At 70.1% G+C, this 17511-nt stretch carries 19 protein-coding genes and 1 pseudogene; 5 read left to right on the top strand and 15 right to left on the bottom strand.

Features of this window, described 5'->3' with window-relative positions:
* Positions 1 to 182, top strand: a 182-nt coding sequence (locus E1218_RS37535) for a hypothetical protein (protein WP_233712521.1), incomplete at its 5' end; no start/stop codon positions are given.
* Here E1218_RS37535 and E1218_RS28310 read toward each other — a convergent pair.
* The 8 genes from E1218_RS28310 to glgC all read right to left on the bottom strand — a co-directional run bounded on the left by E1218_RS28310 (position 179) and on the right by glgC (position 8331).
* The gene (locus tag E1218_RS28310) at positions 179 to 904 is read right to left on the bottom strand and encodes an alpha/beta hydrolase family protein (RefSeq protein ID WP_132325678.1); all 726 of its coding nucleotides are present in this window, start codon (positions 902 to 904) and stop codon (positions 179 to 181) included. The genes E1218_RS37535 and E1218_RS28310 overlap by 4 nt on opposite strands.
* Entirely contained in the window at positions 901 to 1914 is a 1014-nt protein-coding gene (locus tag E1218_RS28305; protein WP_132325676.1) for an amidohydrolase family protein, read from the bottom strand. Before E1218_RS28305 ends, E1218_RS28310 begins: the two co-directional genes overlap by 4 nt.
* Before the next feature lie 91 nt (positions 1915 to 2005).
* Complete coding sequence (locus E1218_RS28300) at positions 2006 to 2524, bottom strand: 3-hydroxyanthranilate 3,4-dioxygenase (protein WP_132325674.1); 519 nt, start codon at positions 2522 to 2524, stop codon at positions 2006 to 2008.
* Between the two features lie 4 nt (positions 2525 to 2528).
* A complete protein-coding gene (locus E1218_RS28295; protein ID WP_132325672.1) occupies positions 2529 to 2945 on the bottom strand; it encodes a RidA family protein in 417 nt (138 codons plus the stop codon).
* A gap of 76 nt (positions 2946 to 3021) precedes the next feature.
* Positions 3022 to 4524: a 2-hydroxymuconic semialdehyde dehydrogenase gene (locus tag E1218_RS28290; RefSeq protein ID WP_132325670.1), complete on the bottom strand. Its 1503-nt coding sequence runs from the start codon at positions 4522 to 4524 to the stop codon at positions 3022 to 3024.
* Positions 4521 to 5819, bottom strand: coding sequence for an FAD-dependent oxidoreductase (locus E1218_RS28285; RefSeq protein ID WP_132325668.1), 1299 nt, complete (start codon positions 5817 to 5819; stop codon positions 4521 to 4523). The genes E1218_RS28290 and E1218_RS28285 overlap by 4 nt, the downstream gene beginning before the upstream one ends.
* Positions 5816 to 7078: a kynureninase gene (gene kynU / locus E1218_RS28280; protein WP_132325666.1), complete on the bottom strand. Its 1263-nt coding sequence runs from the start codon at positions 7076 to 7078 to the stop codon at positions 5816 to 5818. Before kynU ends, E1218_RS28285 begins: the two co-directional genes overlap by 4 nt.
* Positions 7075 to 8331: a glucose-1-phosphate adenylyltransferase gene (glgC, locus tag E1218_RS28275; protein ID WP_132325664.1), complete on the bottom strand. Its 1257-nt coding sequence runs from the start codon at positions 8329 to 8331 to the stop codon at positions 7075 to 7077. The genes kynU and glgC overlap by 4 nt, the downstream gene beginning before the upstream one ends.
* 64 nt (positions 8332 to 8395) lie before the next feature.
* On the opposite strand from glgC, the gene E1218_RS28270 reads away from it, so the two are divergent.
* Both E1218_RS28270 and glgA read left to right on the top strand, forming a co-directional pair.
* Complete coding sequence (locus E1218_RS28270) at positions 8396 to 8941, top strand: GNAT family N-acetyltransferase (protein ID WP_132325662.1); 546 nt, start codon at positions 8396 to 8398, stop codon at positions 8939 to 8941.
* An 18-nt stretch (positions 8942 to 8959) separates the two neighbouring features.
* Entirely contained in the window at positions 8960 to 10117 is a 1158-nt protein-coding gene (gene glgA, locus E1218_RS28265; RefSeq protein ID WP_132325660.1) for a glycogen synthase, read from the top strand.
* 144 nt (positions 10118 to 10261) lie between these two features.
* Here the strand turns inward: glgA and E1218_RS28260 are convergent, their stop codons facing one another.
* The 4 genes from E1218_RS28260 to E1218_RS28245 all read right to left on the bottom strand — a co-directional run bounded on the left by E1218_RS28260 (position 10262) and on the right by E1218_RS28245 (position 13806).
* Complete coding sequence (locus tag E1218_RS28260) at positions 10262 to 11194, bottom strand: type IV toxin-antitoxin system AbiEi family antitoxin domain-containing protein (protein ID WP_325052865.1); 933 nt, start codon at positions 11192 to 11194, stop codon at positions 10262 to 10264.
* 197 nt (positions 11195 to 11391) lie between these two features.
* Positions 11392 to 11844: a group II truncated hemoglobin gene (locus tag E1218_RS28255; protein ID WP_132325656.1), complete on the bottom strand. Its 453-nt coding sequence runs from the start codon at positions 11842 to 11844 to the stop codon at positions 11392 to 11394.
* Between the two features lie 139 nt (positions 11845 to 11983).
* Positions 11984 to 13501, bottom strand: coding sequence for a leucyl aminopeptidase family protein (locus E1218_RS28250; protein WP_132325654.1), 1518 nt, complete (start codon positions 13499 to 13501; stop codon positions 11984 to 11986).
* A gap of 137 nt (positions 13502 to 13638) precedes the next feature.
* Positions 13639 to 13806 (bottom strand): DUF3117 domain-containing protein, encoded by a 168-nt coding sequence (locus tag E1218_RS28245; protein ID WP_012923066.1) that lies wholly within the window; start codon positions 13804 to 13806, stop codon positions 13639 to 13641.
* 164 nt (positions 13807 to 13970) lie between these two features.
* Here E1218_RS28245 and E1218_RS28240 point away from each other — a divergent pair, with 164 nt between their 5' ends.
* On the top strand, positions 13971 to 14789 hold the full coding sequence (locus E1218_RS28240; RefSeq protein ID WP_132325652.1) for a PaaX family transcriptional regulator: 819 nt from the start codon (positions 13971 to 13973) through the stop codon (positions 14787 to 14789).
* A 34-nt stretch (positions 14790 to 14823) separates the two neighbouring features.
* The gene (locus E1218_RS28235; RefSeq protein ID WP_132325650.1) at positions 14824 to 15615 is read left to right on the top strand and encodes an enoyl-CoA hydratase/isomerase family protein; all 792 of its coding nucleotides are present in this window, start codon (positions 14824 to 14826) and stop codon (positions 15613 to 15615) included.
* A 300-nt stretch (positions 15616 to 15915) separates the two neighbouring features.
* On the opposite strand, the gene E1218_RS28230 is transcribed toward E1218_RS28235, so the two are convergent.
* From E1218_RS28230 to E1218_RS28220, 3 genes and pseudogenes are all read right to left on the bottom strand, one after another.
* Positions 15916 to 16476, bottom strand: coding sequence for a DNA-3-methyladenine glycosylase I (locus tag E1218_RS28230; protein ID WP_132325648.1), 561 nt, complete (start codon positions 16474 to 16476; stop codon positions 15916 to 15918).
* Entirely contained in the window at positions 16473 to 16952 is a 480-nt protein-coding gene (locus E1218_RS28225; RefSeq protein WP_132325646.1) for an SRPBCC family protein, read from the bottom strand. Before E1218_RS28225 ends, E1218_RS28230 begins: the two co-directional genes overlap by 4 nt.
* A gap of 10 nt (positions 16953 to 16962) precedes the next feature.
* Positions 16963 to 17511: pseudogene (locus tag E1218_RS28220) on the bottom strand (hypothetical protein); the annotation flags it as partial.

Raw genomic sequence — 17511 nt, 5'->3', positions numbered from 1 at the left:
GTCTCGGGGAGGGCTCGGGCGGTGGGTTCGAGGTGGAAGCCGCAGTTGTCGGCGGTGCGGCGGCTCGGGGTGTTGCCGCGACGATGACCAGGGACAGGCGGCTGCTCCATCTCGCCGACCCGAACGCACGCCGGCTCACCGGCCAGGTGCTCACCCTGGACGGTGGCCTGGAGCTCCGCTAGTGCCCGGTCAGGCGGGTGAGCTCGGCGGTGACGTCGTGCCAGGCTTCGGTGAGTGGGTCGATCAGCTCGTAGTGGCCGGCGCCTTCCACCCGGGTGAGGCGGGCGGTCGGGTGGGCGGCGTAGTACGACTCGGTGACGGCGATCGGGACGCGGCGGTCGGCAGTGCCGTGGATCAGGCTGACCGGGGCGATCGAGGCCGGCAGGTGCACCGGGTCCAGGTCGTTGCGGACCCCGCTGCCGATGAAGTCCTGGACGGCGCCCTCGTCGAGCCCGAGCCGGTCGGCCATCAGCAGGTCGGCGACCGGGGCCAGCGCGATCACTCCGCGCAGCCGGACCGGGTTGAGCGTCGAGGCCGCCCACAGCGCGAGTTGACCGCCCGCGGAGTGCCCGATCAGCACGTACCCGGCGTGGACGTCGACCAGGTCGGGCAGGCTGTCGAGCGCCGTACGGACGTCCGTCGTACTGGCGTCGGGATCGCCGGGCTCGCGGCGGTACTCCAGGGAGAGCACCGGCCAGCCGAGGTCGGACAGCGCTTCCCCGAGCGGCCGGGCGTGCAACCGGTCGTACTCCGGGCGCCAGAAGCCACCGTGGACGAAGACGACCAGCGGGCGGTACTCCTTGGCGTGCCAGTAGTCGATCACGTGGTCCGCGTGGTCCCCGTACCGGAGCTCCTCGTCCGGCAGTCGCGCTTCGCGCGACAGGACCGATCGGTCTTCGCTCATCCAGCCCTCCCGAGGCCGTGCTGCACTCCTAGGAAGTGCAGGGCGTTCGTGGACAGCAGCTTGTGCTGCTGCTCCGCGGTCAGGAAGCCGGCCTTCCGTACCACCTCCCCGACCGGCCGCTCACCCAGTGGATAGGGATAGTCACTGCCGACCAGAACCCGGTCTTCCCCCAAGGTATCCACAAGAAGCCGCAATGACGCTGATTCGAAGACCACTGTGTCGACGAAGAACCGGTCCAGGTAGTGCGAGGGTGGATGCTGCGAGCAACCACGGACCAGGTCCCCGCGCCGGTGCCAGGCGTTCTCCAGCCGGCCCAGCCAGAACGCGAAGCTGCCGCCGCCATGGGCGAAACAGATCCGCAGCGACGCCGGCAGCGCGTCGAACGCGCCGCCCAGGATCATCGCCAGCAGGGACAGATGGGTCTCCGCCGGCATCCCGGTCAGCCAGCGGGCCATCCAGCGGTCGAGCCGCGGTCCACCGGGCATGTCCCACGGGTGCACCAGCGCCGGCGTACCGGTCTCGGCGCAGTGGTTGAGGAAGGCAACGATCCCGGCGTCGTCGAGGTCCTTGTCGCCGACGTGGTTGCCGATCTCGACACCGGCGTGCCCGGCCGCCAGGCAGCGGTCCAGCTCGGCGCAGGCCGCGTCCGGGTCCTGCAGGGGCACCTGGCAGAACGGGACGAACCGGTCGTCACCGGCCAGCGTCTCCAGCGTGAGGTCGTTGAAGATCCGGGCGACCTTCACCGCCTGGCCGGCCGGCCGGTCGTAGGCGAAGAACACCGGCGTGGGCGACACCACCTGGACATCGATGCCGTCGGCATCCATATCGGCACGGCGGACCGCAGGATCCCACGTCTGCGGGCCGATCGGGCGGAACTCCTCCGCGCCGACCATGATCATCGCGGCCCGCTCGGAGTCGATCCGCAACCACGGCCAGCCGTCCCCGCCGCAGGCTACCGAGAGATCCGGCCAGCCCTTCGGCACCAGGTGCGTGTGGACGTCAACCGCCATTGGGCGTGCCTCCTGGCTCCGCGCCGTAGCGAGCAGGTGCGAGGTGCCGTGCCGAGTGCCGGGCAGTAGGCGGTGGGTTGGCAGGCACGCCCTAGCCTTTACCGCGGTGCAGGGCGCCGCACTTGGGGCAGGTGCGCGCATCCTCGCTCTCGTAGAACGCGTTGAACACCGGCGGCAGGTCGGCGACGATGTCGTTCACCTGCAGCTCGACCTCGTGCACGATCTCGTGGCAGCTCTCGCAGTACCAGCGGAACTTCTCCAGCGTGCCCTGCTCGCGGACGCGCTCGATCACCAGGCCGATCGAGTCCGGGCCGCGCTGCGGCGAGTGCGGCATGTTCCGCGGCAGCACCCACATCTCGCCCGCGTTCACCTCTACGCTGGCGGGCCCGTCCTCGGTGACGACGTTCACGACCAGCTGGCCCTTGATCTGGTAGAAGAACTCCTCGTACGGGTCGACGTGGAAGTCGGTGCGCTGGTTCGGCCCGCCGACCACCATGGTGATGAAGTCGTCGCCGGTCGGGAACATCTGCTTGTTGCCGACCGGCGGCTTCAGCAGGTGCTTGTTCTCCTCGATCCACTGCGGGAAGCTCGTCGACTCCAGGTTGACCATTGACCTACTCCTTTGCGCTCTGCGGGATCGCCGCGACGGCCTGGATCTCGATCAGCAGCTGGGGATGCGGCAGCTGATGGACCGCGACGGTCGTCCGGGCCGGCCCGGACTCGTCGAAGTATTCGGCGTACACCTCGTTATAGCCCCCGAAGTCGTTCATCGACACCAGGTACGTCGTGACACTCACCAGATCGTCGAGTCCCGCGCCGACCGCGGCCAGGATGTCGCGAATGTTCTCCAGCACCGCCCGGGTCTGCTCGCGGATGTCGAGCGAGACCGTCCCCAGCTCGTCCACCGAGGCCCCGGCGATCGAGTTGTCCGGCCGCCGGCTCGACGTCCCCGACACGAAGGCGAACCCGCCGGCCACCTTCACGTGCGGAAACCGCCCCCGCGGCACCGCCTTCCCCGGGACGATGCTCATCGACGTCCTCGCTTCGCTCCGGGCGCCGATGAGACACGAGGCGGACTGAGCTCGACGATGATCTCGCTTCGCTCGTTCATGTGAGCTCCACGCAGACGTTGGTCGGTTCGGAGTAGAAGTCCAGCGAGTGCCGACCACCCTCCCGGCCCACACCCGACAGTTTCATGCCGCCGAACGGGGTGCGGAGGTCGCGGAGGAACCAGGTGTTGACCCAGACCAGGCCGACGTCCAGTGCCGCGCCAGCCCGGTGCGCACGGCCGACGTCGCGGGTCCAGACGGTGGCCGCGAGACCGTAGTCGGAGCCGTTGGCCAGCGCGTACGCCTCGTCCTCGGTGTCGAACGGCGCGACATGGCAGATCGGCCCGAAGATCTCCTCGGTGTTCGTCCGGGCGTCGGCCGGCAACCCGGTGACGACGGTCGGCTGCACGTAGCACCCGCCGTCGCGGGCGTCGCCGAACGACGGTACGCCGCCGCCGGCCAGCACGTCGGCACCTTCGGCCCGGGCCACGTCGTAGTACGAGAGCACCTTGTCGCGATGCTGCTTGGAGATCAGCGGCATGTTCATGGTCGCCTCGTCGGACGGCCAGCCGTACGTCAGCTCGGACGCCCGTACGGCGAGCCGCGTGACGAACTCGTCGAACACCGGCCGCTCGACGTACAGCCGCTCGGTGCACAGGCACACCTGACCGCCGTTGGTGAAGACCGACCGGACCGACCCTTCGACCGCGGCGTCCAGGTCGGCGTCGGCGAAGATCAGCCCCGCGTTCTTCCCGCCGAGCTCGAACGACACCGACTTCACCCGGTCCGCGGCGACCTTGGCGATCGCCGTACCGGTCGCGGACTCGCCGGTGAACGTGATCGCGTCCACGCCCGGGTGCTTGGTCAGGTACTCCCCCGCCGACGACGGACCGAACCCGTGCACCAGGTTGAAGACCCCGGCCGGCAGCCCGGCCTCCGCCATCACCTCGGCCAGTACGGTCGCCGACGCGGGGGTCTCCTCGGACGGCTTGACCACCACCGCGTTGCCGCAGGCAAGGGCCGGCGCGACCTTCCAGGTCAGCAGCAGCAACGGCAGGTTCCAGGGCACGATGATCGCCACCACGCCGACAGGTTTGCGGACGGCGTAGTTCAGCGCCCGCCGCCCGTCCGGCAGCACGGTCGTGTACGACTCGGTCGGCACGGTGGTCGCGAAGTCCGCGAAGGCCCGGAAGTTCGCCGCGCCGCGCGGGATGTCGAGGGTACGGGCCTGGCTGATCGACTTGCCGGTGTCGCCGACCTCCGCCGCGACCAGGTCGTCGAACCGCCGCTCGAGCCCGTCCGCGACCTGCCGCAGTACGACGGCGCGCTCCTGCTCGCTCATCCGTCCCCAGGGACCACGCAGCGCCGACCGCGCGGCCCGAACGGCGGCATCCACCGTGTCCGCGGAGGCCTCGCAGACGTCGAAGATCTGTTCACCGGTGACCGGGCTCAGCTTCGCGAACGCCGACCCGCCCTCGACGAACTCGCCGCCGACGAAGTTGCGCAACATCCCGACCGACTTCGGCTGCCCGGTCAGGAGGTCCTGCGACCACAGGCTCATCGCCGTCTCCCTCGTGCCAGTCCCGCGGCGACGATCCCGAGCCCGGAGATCACCGCGCCGACGATCTGGTGCTGACGCCGAACCCGTCGCCGGACCTCGGCGTACGGCGTCGTCGAGAAGGACACCAACTCGTAGCGGGACACGTACCGCCCGGGCAGCGCCCGCTCCAGCGCGTGCTCGACCCGCTTGGTCAGCCGGAACACCGGTGAGGCCACCTTGTCGCGCATCTCGACGAAGTTCGCCAGCGCCATCTCCGCGATCGCCTCGGTGTTCTCCCGCCGGCGCGCCTCGAACAGCGGCAGCGCCCGGGCCCACGAGCCGCCGGTGTCGTCGAGGCAGCGGTCCAGCTCGACCACGTCCTCGAACGCGCAGTTCGCACCCTGACCGTAGAACGGCACGATCGCGTGCGCGGCGTCGCCGAGCAGCGCCGTCCGCCCGTGCGCCTGCCACGGCAGGGTGTGCACGGTCCCGAGCACGCCTACGGGGTTGTTCAGGTAGTCGTCCACCAGGTCCGGCGCCAAGGGCAACAGATCCGGGTAGTGCTGCCGGAAGTGCCCGTCGATGCTCTGGGCATCGGTGAGCGCGTCGAAGGCCCCGGCGGGCCAGAACAGCGTGCAGGTGAACGAGCGGTCCGGGTTCGGCAGGGCGATCATCATCGACGTACCGCGCGGCCAGATGTGCAGCGCACCCGGGTCGAGCGCGAACTCGCCGTCGGCGGCCGGGATCGACAGCTCCTTGTACCCGTAGTCCAGGAAGTCGACCTCCTCGGCGACGACGCCTTCGGCCAGCAGTTGCTCGCGGACGGCCGACCCGGCGCCGTCGGCCCCGAGGACCACGTCGGCCTCGGCCGAGACCTTCCCGGACGGGGTCGCGAACACCATCCGCCCGGCCTGCGAGTCCAGCTCCACCAGCCGGTGCTCGAACTCCACAGTCACCCCGGGCGCTGCCGTGGCCGCGGTCAGCAGCGCGTTGTTCAGCGCACCCCGGCCGATCGAGTTGATCGCCCGGTCCCCGCCGGCGGAGTACTGCTGGAAGTCCAGCGGCCCGTCGACCGGGTGGATCATCCGGCCCTTCATCGGCAGCGCGTCCGCCATCACCTGGTCGACCAGGCCGATCCGCCGCAACGCGTCCAGCCCGCGCTCGGAGATCGCCAGGTTGATCGACCGGCCACGCTCGGCCTGCCCGGTCCGGGGATCCGGCCGGCGCTCGTACAGCGTCACCTCCAGGCCACGCCGGGCCAGGAAGCACGCCAGCAGACTCCCGGTCAGCCCGGCTCCTACGATCGCGACGCTCACGCCGGCACCACCTCGGTCAGGGCCGACGCCGCGCGCCAGCAGTCGTGGTAGGTCGAGTACAGCGGGACCGGCGCCAGCCGCAGTACGTCGGGCTCGCGGGCGTCCGCGATCACGCCGTACTCGAACCGGAGCCGTTTCGCCAGCTCACCGGCCCGCAGCGAGCCACCGATCCGCAGCGACAACTGGGCGCCACGCCGCACCGGATCGGCCGGCGTGATCACCCGCCCGACCGTCACCCCGGCCAGCAGCCTCTCCAGGTACGCCGTCAGCCGCAGACTGCGCGCCCGCAACGTCTCCATGCCGATCCGGTCGAAGATCTCCAGCGCCGTCCGGACCGGGCTCATCGAGAAGATCGGCGGGTTCGACACCTGCCAGGCGTCCGCGGAGGCCGGCGGGCGCGACTCCGGCGCCATTTCGAACCGCGTCGCAGCCTCGGTGCTCCACCAGCCCTCGAACCGCGGCAGGTCTGCGCCGAGGTGCCGCTCGTGCACGAACGCGCCGGCCAGCGCACCCGGCCCGGCGTTCAGGTACTTGTACGAGCACCAGGCGGCGAAGTCCACGTCCCACTCGTGCAGTGCCAGCGGGACGTTCCCGGCCGCGTGAGCCAGGTCCCAGCCGACGATCGCGCCGGCCGCGTGACCTGCCGTGGTGATCGCCGGGATGTCCATCAGTTCGCCGGTCAGGTAGTTCACCCCGCCGAGCAGGACGAGGGCCACGTCGCTGCTCAGTTGCTCGACGACGTCCGCCGTCCGGAGGTTGTCCTCGCCGGGTCGTGGCCGGAGGCGGATGATCGCGTCCTCGGCGCCGTACCCGTGGAACCGGGCCTGTGAGCGGACCGCGTAGCTGTCGGAGGGAAACGCCGAGTCCTCGATCACGATCCGGTGCCTCGACCGGGTCGGGCGGTAGAACGAGACCATCAGCAGGTGCAGGTTGACGGTCAGCGAGTTCATCACCACGGTCTCGGCCAGCAGCCCACCGACCAGGCGGGCGGCCGGACCGGTCAGCAGCTCGTGGTACGGCAGCCACGGCCTGCCCGCGTCCAGGTGTCCCTCGACTCCCAGGCCGGCCCAGGCGTCCAGGTCCTCGAGCAGCTCGGTCCGGGTTGCCTTCGGGCGCAGGCCCAGCGAGTTGCCGGCGAAGTACGCGACCTCGGGGTAGTCGCCACCCTGCGCCGGCGGTACGTCGAACAGCTCACGGTGCCCGGGGTCCGCGGCATCGAGCTCGAGCGCGCCGTGTTCGGTCGCAGACTCCGGGTTCACGCCTCGGCGACCTCGTCCTTCGTCTCGGCGGCCTCGATCACCTGGCCCTTGCCGAGGACGGTCACGCCGCCCTTGGACACGATGAACCCGCGCTCGCGGTCGTGATCCGGGTCGACGCCGATCTCGACCCCGTCCGGGACGACCACGTTCTTGTCCAGGATGACGTTCTTCAGCACGGCGCCCGCGCCGATCCGGCAGTTGTCCATGATCACCGAACGCTCGATGTACGCACCGGCGCTGACGATCACGTTGGCGCCGAGCACCGAGTGCTCCACCGTCGCCCCGGTCACCACCGAGCCCTGGCAGATGATCGACTCGCCGACGGTCGCGTCGTCGGTGAACTTCGCGCCCGGCAGCTGCGGGTGCGAGGTGAAGATCGGCCAGTCGGAGTTGTACAGGTTGAACACCGGCTGGATCGACACCAGGTCCATGTGCGCCTCGTGGTACGAGTCCAGCGAGCCGACGTCCCGCCAGTACGAACGGTCCCGGTCGAGCGCACCCGGGACGTCGTTCTCCTTGAAGTCGTAGACCCCGGCCTTGCCCTCGGCAACCAGCATCGGCACGATGTCGCCGCCCATGTCGTGCCGGGACGCCGGGTTGGCCGCGTCCTTGCGGAGCGCCTCGACCAGCACGTCGGCGCTGAACACGTAGTTGCCCATCGACGCGAACGTCTCGTCCGGCGAGTCCGGCAGCCCGGGCGGGTCGGCCGGCTTCTCCAGGAACTCCTCGATCGCGTGCCCGTCCGCGGCGGTCCTGATCACACCGAACTCGGTCGCCTCCACCCGCGGGACCCTGATCCCGGCCACGGTCACGCCGTTCCCGCGCTCGATGTGCGCCGCGACCATCTGCGAGGCGTCCATCCGATACACGTGGTCGGCGCCGAAGACCACGATGATGTCCGGCCGGTGGTCGTTGATCAGGTTCATCGACTGGTAGATCGCGTCCGCGCTGCCCTGGTACCACTGCGGGCCGAGCCGCTGCTGCGCCGGGACGCAGGTGACGAAGTTCCCCAGCAGGGTCGACATCCGCCAGGTCAGCGTGACGTGCCGGTCCAGCGAGTGCGACTTGTACTGGGTGAGCACGCACAGGTTGCGGTACCCGGCGTTCACCAGGTTGGACAGCACGAAGTCGATCAGGCGATAACTACCGCCGAACGGCACGGCCGGTTTGGCCCGGTCGGCCGTGAGCGGCATCAGCCGCTTCCCCTCGCCACCCGCCAGCACGATTCCGAGAACTCTGGGCGCCTTTGCCATGTCCGCACCTTAGTCCCGGATCCCCGGTCGCATAAGCGTTTGCGAGTGTCGGGACACTGTGAGGATGCCGATCCTCACCGAACCCACGGTCGCCGTTCACCGCTCGTTCCTCGCCGCGTGGGACGAGGCCGGCCCGGAGCAGGAGCGGTGGATGGGGGCCCGGGCGATCGCCGGCCGGGAAGAGGAGTGGAGCCGGGAGGAGGCGGCGGATCCGGCCGTGTTCGCCCGGATGATCGAGGCGATCCGGACCGAGGCCGACCCGCGGACGGCGCTGCCGCCGGACCTGGTCCACCAGACCGTGCTCTGGTTCGTCGAGGGCGACGAGTGGCTCGGCCGCCTGTCGATCCGGCACCGCCTCACCCCGGCCCTGACCGAACTCGGCGGCCACATCGGGTACTTCGTCCGGCCGTCGGTCCGGCGGAAGGGGTACGCGACCGAGATGCTGGTCCAGTCACTCCCGATCGCGGCCGGGCTCGGCATCGACCCGGCCCTGGTCACCTGCGACACCGACAACCTCGGCTCGCGCAAGGTGATCGAGGCGGCCGGCGGCGAGTTCGAGGACGAGCGACACGGAAAGCTCCGCTTCTGGGTACCCACACGGACGTCGTGATGTCCTAGTGTCGGCTGCATGAAGGTCGCCATCCTGACGCGTGAGTTTCCTCCGGACGTGTACGGCGGGGCGGGGGTGCACGTGGACTTCCTGGTCCGCGAACTGCGCCGGTTGCTCGAAGTGGACGTGCACTGCATGGGCGAGCCACGCCAGGGCGCGACCGCCCACTCCGAGGAGGACGCCCGCATCCCGCAGGCGAACGCGGCGCTGCGCATCCTGTCCACCGACCTGACCATGACGGCCGCGGTCGGGGACGCCCAGCTCGTGCACTCGCACACCTGGTACGCGAACATGGCCGGCCACTGGGCGAAGCTCCTGTACGACGTGCCGCACGTGGTGACCGCCCATTCCCTGGAGCCGCGCCGCCCGTGGAAGGCGGAGCAACTGGGCGGCGGTTACCGATTGTCCAGCTGGGCCGAACGGACCGCCTACGAGGCGGCCGACGCCGTGGTCGCGGTGAGCCGTGGCATGCGGGACGACGTTCTGGACTGCTACCCGGCGATCGACCCGGCCAAGGTGCACGTGATCTCGAACGGGATCGACGCGGACTTCTACCGGCCGGACCCGGCCACCAACGTGCTGGAGCGGCTCGGGGTCGACCTGAACCGCCCGTACGTCACGTTCGTCGGGCGGATCACCCGGCAGAAGGGCGTCCCGCACCTGCTCCGGGCGGGTCTGCGGCTGGATCCGTCGGTCCAGCTGGTGCTGCTCGCCGGCGCGGCCGACACCGTCGAGTTGAAGGCCGAGACGGACGCCCTGATCGACGACCTCCAGGCGGCCCGGGACGGCGTGTTCGTGGTCTCCGAGATGCTGCCGCGCGAGGAGGTCCGGCAGGTGCTGACGCACGCGCTGGCGTTCTGCTGCCCGTCGGTCTACGAGCCGCTCGGCATCGTCAACCTGGAGGCGATGGCGTGTGAGACGGCCGTCGTCGCGAGCGCGGTCGGTGGCATCCCCGAGGTCGTCGACGACGGCGTCACCGGCACCCTCGTCCCGTACGACGAGAACGACGTCGACACGTTCGAGCGCGGACTGGCAGCGGGCATCAACGAGCTGATCGACAACCCGGCCAAGGCCGAGGCGATGGGCAAGGCCGGTCGCGAGCGTGCGGTCACCCAGTTCGGCTGGGACGCCGTCGCCGACCGCACGGTCCAGCTCTACGACAGCCTGATCGGCTGACATCCGCCCCGGCTCCGAGGTAGGCACAACCCCTCCGCGAACACCGCCGCCGCACCGCCCCCTGGTCCCACGTCCGGTGGGCTGACCCATCGGATTGTGGGTCAGCGAATCGGATTCCCGTCGGCTACCCCACGCTCTGGTGGGTCAACCCACGAGAGACGTACGGCGGGATCGGGCGAACGCACTGCGGATGCGCATCGCCGTGCGGGTGGGGTGGTCGAGGTCGGACCAGATGATTCGCACAACCTGCAGGCCCAAAGCACGGAGGCGGTCCTCCCTCGTCTTCTCCCGGATCAGACTCTCACGTGGCTTGTCGGCGTACTTCATCATGCCGTCGAACTCGACGACCGTCTCCTCCCCGGGGAAGTGGAAGTCGACTCTGCCGATCAGGCCGGCGTCGTCCTCGAACGCCGCTTGGAGGGTCGGGGCGGGCAGCCCTTCGGTGCGCATCAGCACCCGCAGCCGGGACTCACCGACGGACTCTGACAGCGGATCGGCGAAGGCCAGCGCAGAGCGGATGGTCGGGCTTCCCGGCCAGTGCTCGGTGGTCTCGAGCAGCCGACTCAACTGGTCCGGATCCAGGCCTGGGTGCCGCATCGCCGCGTCCGCACACACGACGGCTGCCTCGAACGGGCTGCGGGCGGCTGTCTCGACGGTGGCCCGTGCGACTGAGGTCAATGCAAGCCCTTCGATCTCCTCCACCTCCGAAGGACTTAGTACACCCCGATGGTGCCGAACTTTTGCCTTCACCCCACAGCGACCTGTGGTGCGCGTCAGCTGAACCTCGTCGAGATCAGCTCGCCAGACCGGTACGCCGTGAAGGACCAGCGCGGAGTGATGGCTGACGACCGCCGTTCCCTGGCTCATCGAGTTGACCGCAGCGTGGACGAGCCGCCGGTGGTGGACGATCTGCCGGTCCCACGGCGCCAAACCGCTCAGATCCACGCGCTCGGCGTACTGGCCGTAGCGAACTCGAACCCACCGACCATCGGCCAGCCGTGCACGAATCTGCTCGACGGAGTAGCCGGCGTCGGCAGCCTGCTTACTGCTGACCACGCCCCCCTGCCCATCCGCCACCCGCTTCAATTCAGGATTCACCCGGACAGCATGGCCTCGAAGATCGGGCCCCCGCCGCCCATTTCCCGCCCCCTGTGGACAACGCCTAGTGGGTCCAGTCACCCGCCTGTGGGTTGGCCAACCGGACTCCGGTTGGCCAACCCATCGTCTGGTGGGTCAACCCACCAGGCGCGGTTCTGGATGGGGTCGGCAACCGGTCAGTTGTCGACGAGGCCGGTCCAGGACCAGCGGGGAATCGAGAGGCCGGGCGGTACGTCGGCCGCGGAGGCGTGGTACTTCGCCATCGCGACCGTGGTCGCCCAGCTGAAGTAGTCGTGCAGGACGGCGCGCAGCCGCTCGTCGCCATCCAGCCCGGTGTCGGTCAGCGCCTGGTCGAAACAGTCGACGGCCCGGCGGTCCATCTCCTCGTGCTGCCCGTTCCCGCTGTGCAGCCGGACGACGGTTGTCTCGTCGCCGTAGGTGTCCGTGTAGGCCGACGGTCCGCCGAGCGCCTCACCCCAGTACGCCGCCAGCCGCTCGGTGTGATCCGGGTGGAACCCGTGGCTGAACGCATGACTCACCACCTCGTCGGCCATCACCCGCACATGCCACGCATGCGCCAGCCGCCGCATCCCCTCAGCCCCACCAGCGGCCTCGAACACAGTCACCATCCGCCCACCCTGGCACCCCAGCTCCACACGGTCCACCCCCACACGTCCGCCTCCATCGACAGCACCGTGGGTAGCCCAACCGCGATCGGATGAGCGTAGGGGTTGAGACAGGAGCCCCGCGGGGCGGACGGGTGGGAAGTCAGCCGATGCCGGCGGTTGGTGTGGGGGACGTCAGCCAGGTGGTGAGGAGGCGGGCGCCGGCTCCGGTGGCGCCGGTGGTGTATTCGAACCGGTCGGTGGGGGACTCGGCAATCGAGGAGAGGTCGAGGTGCGCCCAGGGGATGTCGCCTGCGAAGGCCTTGAGGAAGAGGGCGGCGGTGATGGAGCCCGGGCCCTTGGAACTGTTGACGGAGTCGGCGATCGGGGTGGCGATCAGCTCCTGGTACTCCTCCGGCAGCGGCATCCGCCACAGGCGCTCGCCGGACACGCGGCCGGCGTCGGCGAGGTTGTCGGCGAGGGCGTCGTCGGTGGCGAACAGGCCGCCGTACAGCATCGAGCCGAGGGACACCTTGATCGCGCCGGTGAGGGTGGCGACGTCGACGATCACGTCGGGCTCGAGGTCCTGGACCGCGTAGGCGAGGCCGTCGGCGAGCACGAGCCGGCCTTCGGCGTCGGTGTTCTTGACCTCGGTGGTGCGGCCGCCGTAGTGCCGGATCACGTCGTCCGGCCGGTACGCCGTCCCGGACGGCATGTTCTCGGCCGCGCAGATCAGTCCGGTGACGCGGACCTGCGCACCGAGCTCACGCAGCGCGGACAGGGTGGCGATCACCGAACCGCCGCCGGTCATGTCGCGCTTCATCGACACCATGCTTTCGCGTGGCTTCAGCGACAGGCCGCCGGTGTCGTAGGTGATGCCCTTCCCGACCAGTACGACGTACGGCGTGTCGTCGGTCGCGCCGACCGGCACGTAGTCGAGCCGGATGAACCGCGGCGGCCGGGTCGATCCCTTGCCGACGGCGAGGATGCCGCCGAACCCGTCCGCGGCCAACTGCTTCTCGTCCCACACCTTGACCTCGAGTCCGGTCTCCGCGGCCAGCTCGGTGGCGCGGGCGGCGAGCCAGGCCGGGTCCTTCTCGCTGGACGGGGTGGTGGCGAACTGCCGTGCCAGCCAGCCGGTCCGGCCGACGACCACGCCGCGGTCGAGCTCGATCTGCCGGTCGTCGTCGGAGCCGTCGGTCACGGTCACCCGGCCGACCACCGGCTTGCCCGGGTCGACCGTCTTCAGGGTGTAGGTGAACGATCCCAGCACGACGCCCTCGGCGAACGCCTGCAGCTCGGCGTCATCGATGCCGTCAGCAACGACCGTGGTGAGCTCGTCCTTCCCGCGGCCGAATCTCGCGATCGCCGCTCCGGCGTGTCGCAGGTCCTGGGCGGTGCCGTCGCCGGCCCCGACGAGCAGGATCTCGGTCACCTCACCGGACAGCAGCGGGTACGCCGCGGTCGCGCCGGCGGTCGGCGTGAAGCCGGTGGCCTGCTGTGCCTCGAGCAGCCGGCCGAGGTCGACCCCGAGTCGCTCGCCGGCGTCCTTCGCGGCGGCGGGCAGGCCGCTCTCACCGACGACGACCACCCAGGTCGGGGCACCGTGCACCGGCAGACCGGGCTGCCAGTGCACGGCGGGAAGAGTCGGGAACGCGAACTTGCTGGTGCGGCGAGCCACGAGAAGGACCTCACTGTGTGATCAAAAGTTGGAGAAGCGCCCGGCCAACCGTAACGACCCCGGCCGGTGCCGCAAAAGGCACCCACCGGGGTCGCGTAGATATGAGGGAGTGCGGGTGCACCCCCGGAAGGAATCGATCAGCCGACGACGGCCTTGAGCGCGTTGCCGAGCTCAGTCGCTTCGTCGGCGTTCAGCTCGACGACGAGCCGACCGCCGCCCTCGAGCGGAACCCGCATCACGATCCCCCGCCCCTCCTTGGTGACCTCGAGCGGACCATCGCCCGTCCGCGGCTTCATCGCCGCCATGCGCGCACCCCTTCCCAGTGTCGGTGTTGAGCGACGACACCGCACTGGGTACCGTCTCCGGCGCCGTGCGGTGATGCGCCGTCGGCGCGTATCGCAGTGTGTATCAGAACCCATTATTCCCGATCACAGGCCAGAGCCGTGCACCATACGGCAGACTCAGGCACGTGCACGCCCGTTCTGCGCTCTTCGACCTGTACGGTGACCACCTGCGCGCGCGTGGTGCGCGGGCCCCGGTCGCGGCCCTGGTCCGCCTGCTCGCGCCGCTCGGCGTCCACCCGCCGGCGGTCCGGACCGCGGTGTCGCGGATGGTCCGGCAGGGCTGGCTGGAGCCGGTCCGGATCGAGGGGCAGCCCGGGTACGCGCTGACCTCCCGGGCGCGTCGCCGGCTGGACGACGCGGCCGCGCGGATCTACCGGACGGCACCCGAAGGCAACGGTTCCGGCGCCGGTGGCAACGGCTCCGGCGGCTGGGACCGGCACTGGCACCTGGGCATCCTCCGCGAGGTGCCGACCGCGCGCCGCCGCGAGCAGCTGGCGAGCCAACTCGCCTTCCTGGGTTGGGCTCCGCTGTCCGACGGCGCCTGGGTCGGGCTGCGCAACGACGCCGAGGTGGACCAGATCCTCGGCATGGAAGGCATCGCGGCGGACCGGTTCCGGGCGCCGGTCGACGACGGCGCGGTCGAGTTCGCCCGCCGGGTGTGGAAACTCGACGAGCTCGGTGCGTCGTACGACGCCTGGCTGATCGAGGCCAAGGCGCTGGTCGAGACCGCCGGTGACGACACGTCGGACGAGCAGGCGTTCGCCGTACGGTCGGAACTCGTGCACGAGTGGCGCAAGTTCCTGTTCCGGGATCCGGGGTTGCCGGCCGAGCTGCTGCCGCAGGACTGGGCCGGTACGCGGGCGGCCGCGTTCTTCGATTCCCACGCGGAACGTCTGAGCCCCGCGGCCGGGCGTTTCGTCGACAACTGCCTGACCTATCACTGAGTTTTCTTCACCGATTGTCGAGGAGCTGACCACGATGAGTGACTCCGTCACCTACGCCCTGACCGATGGCGTCGCCACCATCACCCTGAACCGGCCGGAGGCGATGAACGCGCTCGACACGCCGACCAAGGTCCTGCTTCGCGACATCGTCCTGGCCGCCGCCGAGGACGACTCGGTCCGGGTCGTCGTACTGACCGGGACCGGCCGGGCGTTCTGCGTCGGGCAGGACCTGAAGGAACACATCGGGCTGCTCGAGGCGAACGACCAGGACGCGCTCTGGAGCACCGTGCCCGACCACTTCGCGCCGATCGCCCGGACTCTGGCCGAGATGCCGAAGCCGGTGGTCGCGGCCGTGAACGGGGTCGCGGCCGGAGCCGGCGCGTCGATGGCGTTCGCCTGCGACTTCCGGGTGGTCGCGGACACGGCCGGGTTCAACCTGGCGTTCACCGGGATCGCGCTGTCCTGCGACACCGGGATCTCCTGGACGCTCCCCCGGCTGATCGGGCACGCGAAGGCTCTCGAACTGCTGTACTTCCCGCGCACGGTCCCGGCCGACGAGGCGCTGGCGCTCGGCCTGGCGACGAGCGTCGTGCCGGCGGACGGCTTCGCTTCGGCAGTCGGCGAACTGGCCGCGAAACTGGCGGCCGGACCGACGGTCGCGTACGGCGCGGTGCGGCAGTCGCTCGGCTACTCGGCGACCCACACGCTGGCCGAGTCGCTGGTGTTCGAGGCCGGGAAGATGCAGCTCACCGGCGACACCGAGGACCACCGCAACGCGGTCGCCTCGTTCGTCGCCAAGCAGAAGCCGGCGTTCACCGGGCGCTAGCTCCACCTGCTCCGGAAAGGGGCCGCAGGCAACGTTTGGTGGGCTCCCCGGCCGCGTTCCGGCCGGGCGAGTCACGGCCGGACAACCACCTGACAGACGGGGAGCCCGCTGAATACCCCATCACGTTCAGTGCCCGGAACACAACTCGTTCAGCCGTTTGTCTTCCCCTATTTTCGGTATTTCTGAGCGCGGCTTGCAGATGCACAAGCTCGCTGCACGTGCATCCGGCCGCGGCATGTGGAAGCCCTTCCAGCAGCAGCCCATTCGGGTCACCGGGCTATGCCACTGCACCCGCGGTCGTCAGCGGGCGACGCAGGTGGAGAGGTGGTCGTTCACGATGCCGGTCGCCTGCATCAGCGCGTAGGCGGTGGTGGGCCCGACGAAGACGAACCCCTTCTTTTTCAGGGCTTTCGACACCGCCACCGACTCGGGCGTCGTGGCCGGGACATCGCCCAGCGTCTTCGGGGCTGCGTGCTCGGCCGGCCGGAACGACCACAGCAACTCGGTCAGCTCGCCCTCGTCCAGCTCCAGCAGAGCTCGAGCGTTGTTGATGGTCGCGTTGATCTTCAGCCGGTTGCGGACGATGCCGGCATCGGCCATCAAACGCTCGACGTCGTCGGCGCCGTACTTCGCGATCACCGTCGGGTCGAAGTGCGCGAACGCGGCCCGGAAGTTCTCCCGCTTGCGCAGGATCGTGATCCACGACAGCCCTGACTGGAACCCCTCCAGCGTCATCCGTTCGAACAGGCCGATGTCGTCGCGGATCTCCTTGCCCCACTCGTTGTCGTGGTACTCGACGTACTCCGGCGCCGAGGTCGCCCACCCGCAGCGCGGCTGCCCGTCCGGCCCGATCACCGTCATCGCGCCACCTCCCGCACCAGCCGCCGCAACGACACCCGCATCATCGCCTCGAACGCCGGCCGGACGAGTGGCCACAGGGCGACCCCGAGCCTCCCCATCGGCGGTACGACGTCCTCCGACCAGGTGAACGTACACACGCCCGGCTGCGTACCCGTGTCGTCGACTCCGCGCCGGCCGGGGACGATCGCGAACGTACCGGTGCCGCGGACAACCGTGCCCAGGTGTTTCACCGTGCACTCGCGCGGTGGATCCCAGTGTGTGATGACCATGTGGTCAGTGAACCCCAGGGCACCGACAGAAGTGCGCGCCGCGACTCCGCCGCCGAGGCCGACGCCGTCGTTCTCGGTCGCCCGGACGCTGGTCAGCAGCATCCACCGCGACTGGCGGTCCCAGTCGATCACGACGTCCCACGCGGTCTCCGGATCCAACGGAAGCTGGACTGAAGCCTCGGCGTGGCAGGTGGGCGCGGCGTTCATCGGGTTGTGGTCAGTTCGGACGCTGGTAGGCGCCGTGGTCGGGTGCCGGGTTCCCTGGCTGCTCCGGTGGGACGTAGCCCTGCTCGGATGTCGGGTAGTCGTCGTCTGCCGGATGGCCGGCCTGCTGGGCCTGGTGGTGCGGGGCTGCTTGCCCGTTTGCCGATCCCGCCTGCTGAGCCGGCCACTGCGGCGCGGCCGGCTGCTGCTCCGCCGGCGGCCAGAACTGCCACCCTGCCTCCGCCTGCTCCGGCTGCTGAGCCTCCTGCCCGTGCTCCGGTTGGTGCCGCACGTGCTCCGGCTGGGGCGGCTGCTGGGTGTGCTCGGGCTGCTGCGGTGGCCCTGGTTGGTGTTGTGCCGGGGGCTGCTGTTCTGCGTACGGGTCGTGCGTGGGCTGCTGCCACTGGGGAGCCGGGTCGGGCATCGTCCAGTGGGGTACGGGAGCCGGCAGGGCGTTCGGCCGCGGTGGCGGAGCCTGTTGCGGCTGAGGCGCTGCCGGGAACCACGTCTCGGGTTCCGCCTCCTGCTGGTCGTGGGGCGGATCGGCCTCAGGCTGCCGAGG

Source organism: Kribbella turkmenica (assembly GCF_004348725.1).
Lineage (GTDB): Bacteria > Actinomycetota > Actinomycetes > Propionibacteriales > Kribbellaceae > Kribbella > Kribbella turkmenica.
The sequence above is the reverse complement of the archived record's forward strand: the minus strand, read 5'-3'. Positions and strand labels throughout refer to the sequence as shown.

Coding starts and splice junctions, on each gene's coding strand:
- E1218_RS28310 (WP_132325678.1), bottom strand. CDS start 904: ATGAGCGAAGACCGATCGGTCCTGTCGCGCGAAGCGCGACTGCCGGAC.
- E1218_RS28305 (WP_132325676.1), bottom strand. CDS start 1,914: ATGGCGGTTGACGTCCACACGCACCTGGTGCCGAAGGGCTGGCCGGAT.
- E1218_RS28300 (WP_132325674.1), bottom strand. CDS start 2,524: ATGGTCAACCTGGAGTCGACGAGCTTCCCGCAGTGGATCGAGGAGAAC.
- E1218_RS28295 (WP_132325672.1), bottom strand. CDS start 2,945: ATGAGCATCGTCCCGGGGAAGGCGGTGCCGCGGGGGCGGTTTCCGCAC.
- E1218_RS28290 (WP_132325670.1), bottom strand. CDS start 4,524: ATGAGCCTGTGGTCGCAGGACCTCCTGACCGGGCAGCCGAAGTCGGTC.
- glgC (WP_132325664.1), bottom strand. CDS start 8,331: ATGGCAAAGGCGCCCAGAGTTCTCGGAATCGTGCTGGCGGGTGGCGAG.
- E1218_RS28270 (WP_132325662.1), top strand. CDS start 8,396: ATGCCGATCCTCACCGAACCCACGGTCGCCGTTCACCGCTCGTTCCTC.
- glgA (WP_132325660.1), top strand. CDS start 8,960: ATGAAGGTCGCCATCCTGACGCGTGAGTTTCCTCCGGACGTGTACGGC.
- E1218_RS28255 (WP_132325656.1), bottom strand. CDS start 11,844: ATGGTGACTGTGTTCGAGGCCGCTGGTGGGGCTGAGGGGATGCGGCGG.
- E1218_RS28245 (WP_012923066.1), bottom strand. CDS start 13,806: ATGGCGGCGATGAAGCCGCGGACGGGCGATGGTCCGCTCGAGGTCACC.
- E1218_RS28235 (WP_132325650.1), top strand. CDS start 14,824: ATGAGTGACTCCGTCACCTACGCCCTGACCGATGGCGTCGCCACCATC.
- E1218_RS28230 (WP_132325648.1), bottom strand. CDS start 16,476: ATGACGGTGATCGGGCCGGACGGGCAGCCGCGCTGCGGGTGGGCGACC.
- E1218_RS28225 (WP_132325646.1), bottom strand. CDS start 16,952: ATGAACGCCGCGCCCACCTGCCACGCCGAGGCTTCAGTCCAGCTTCCG.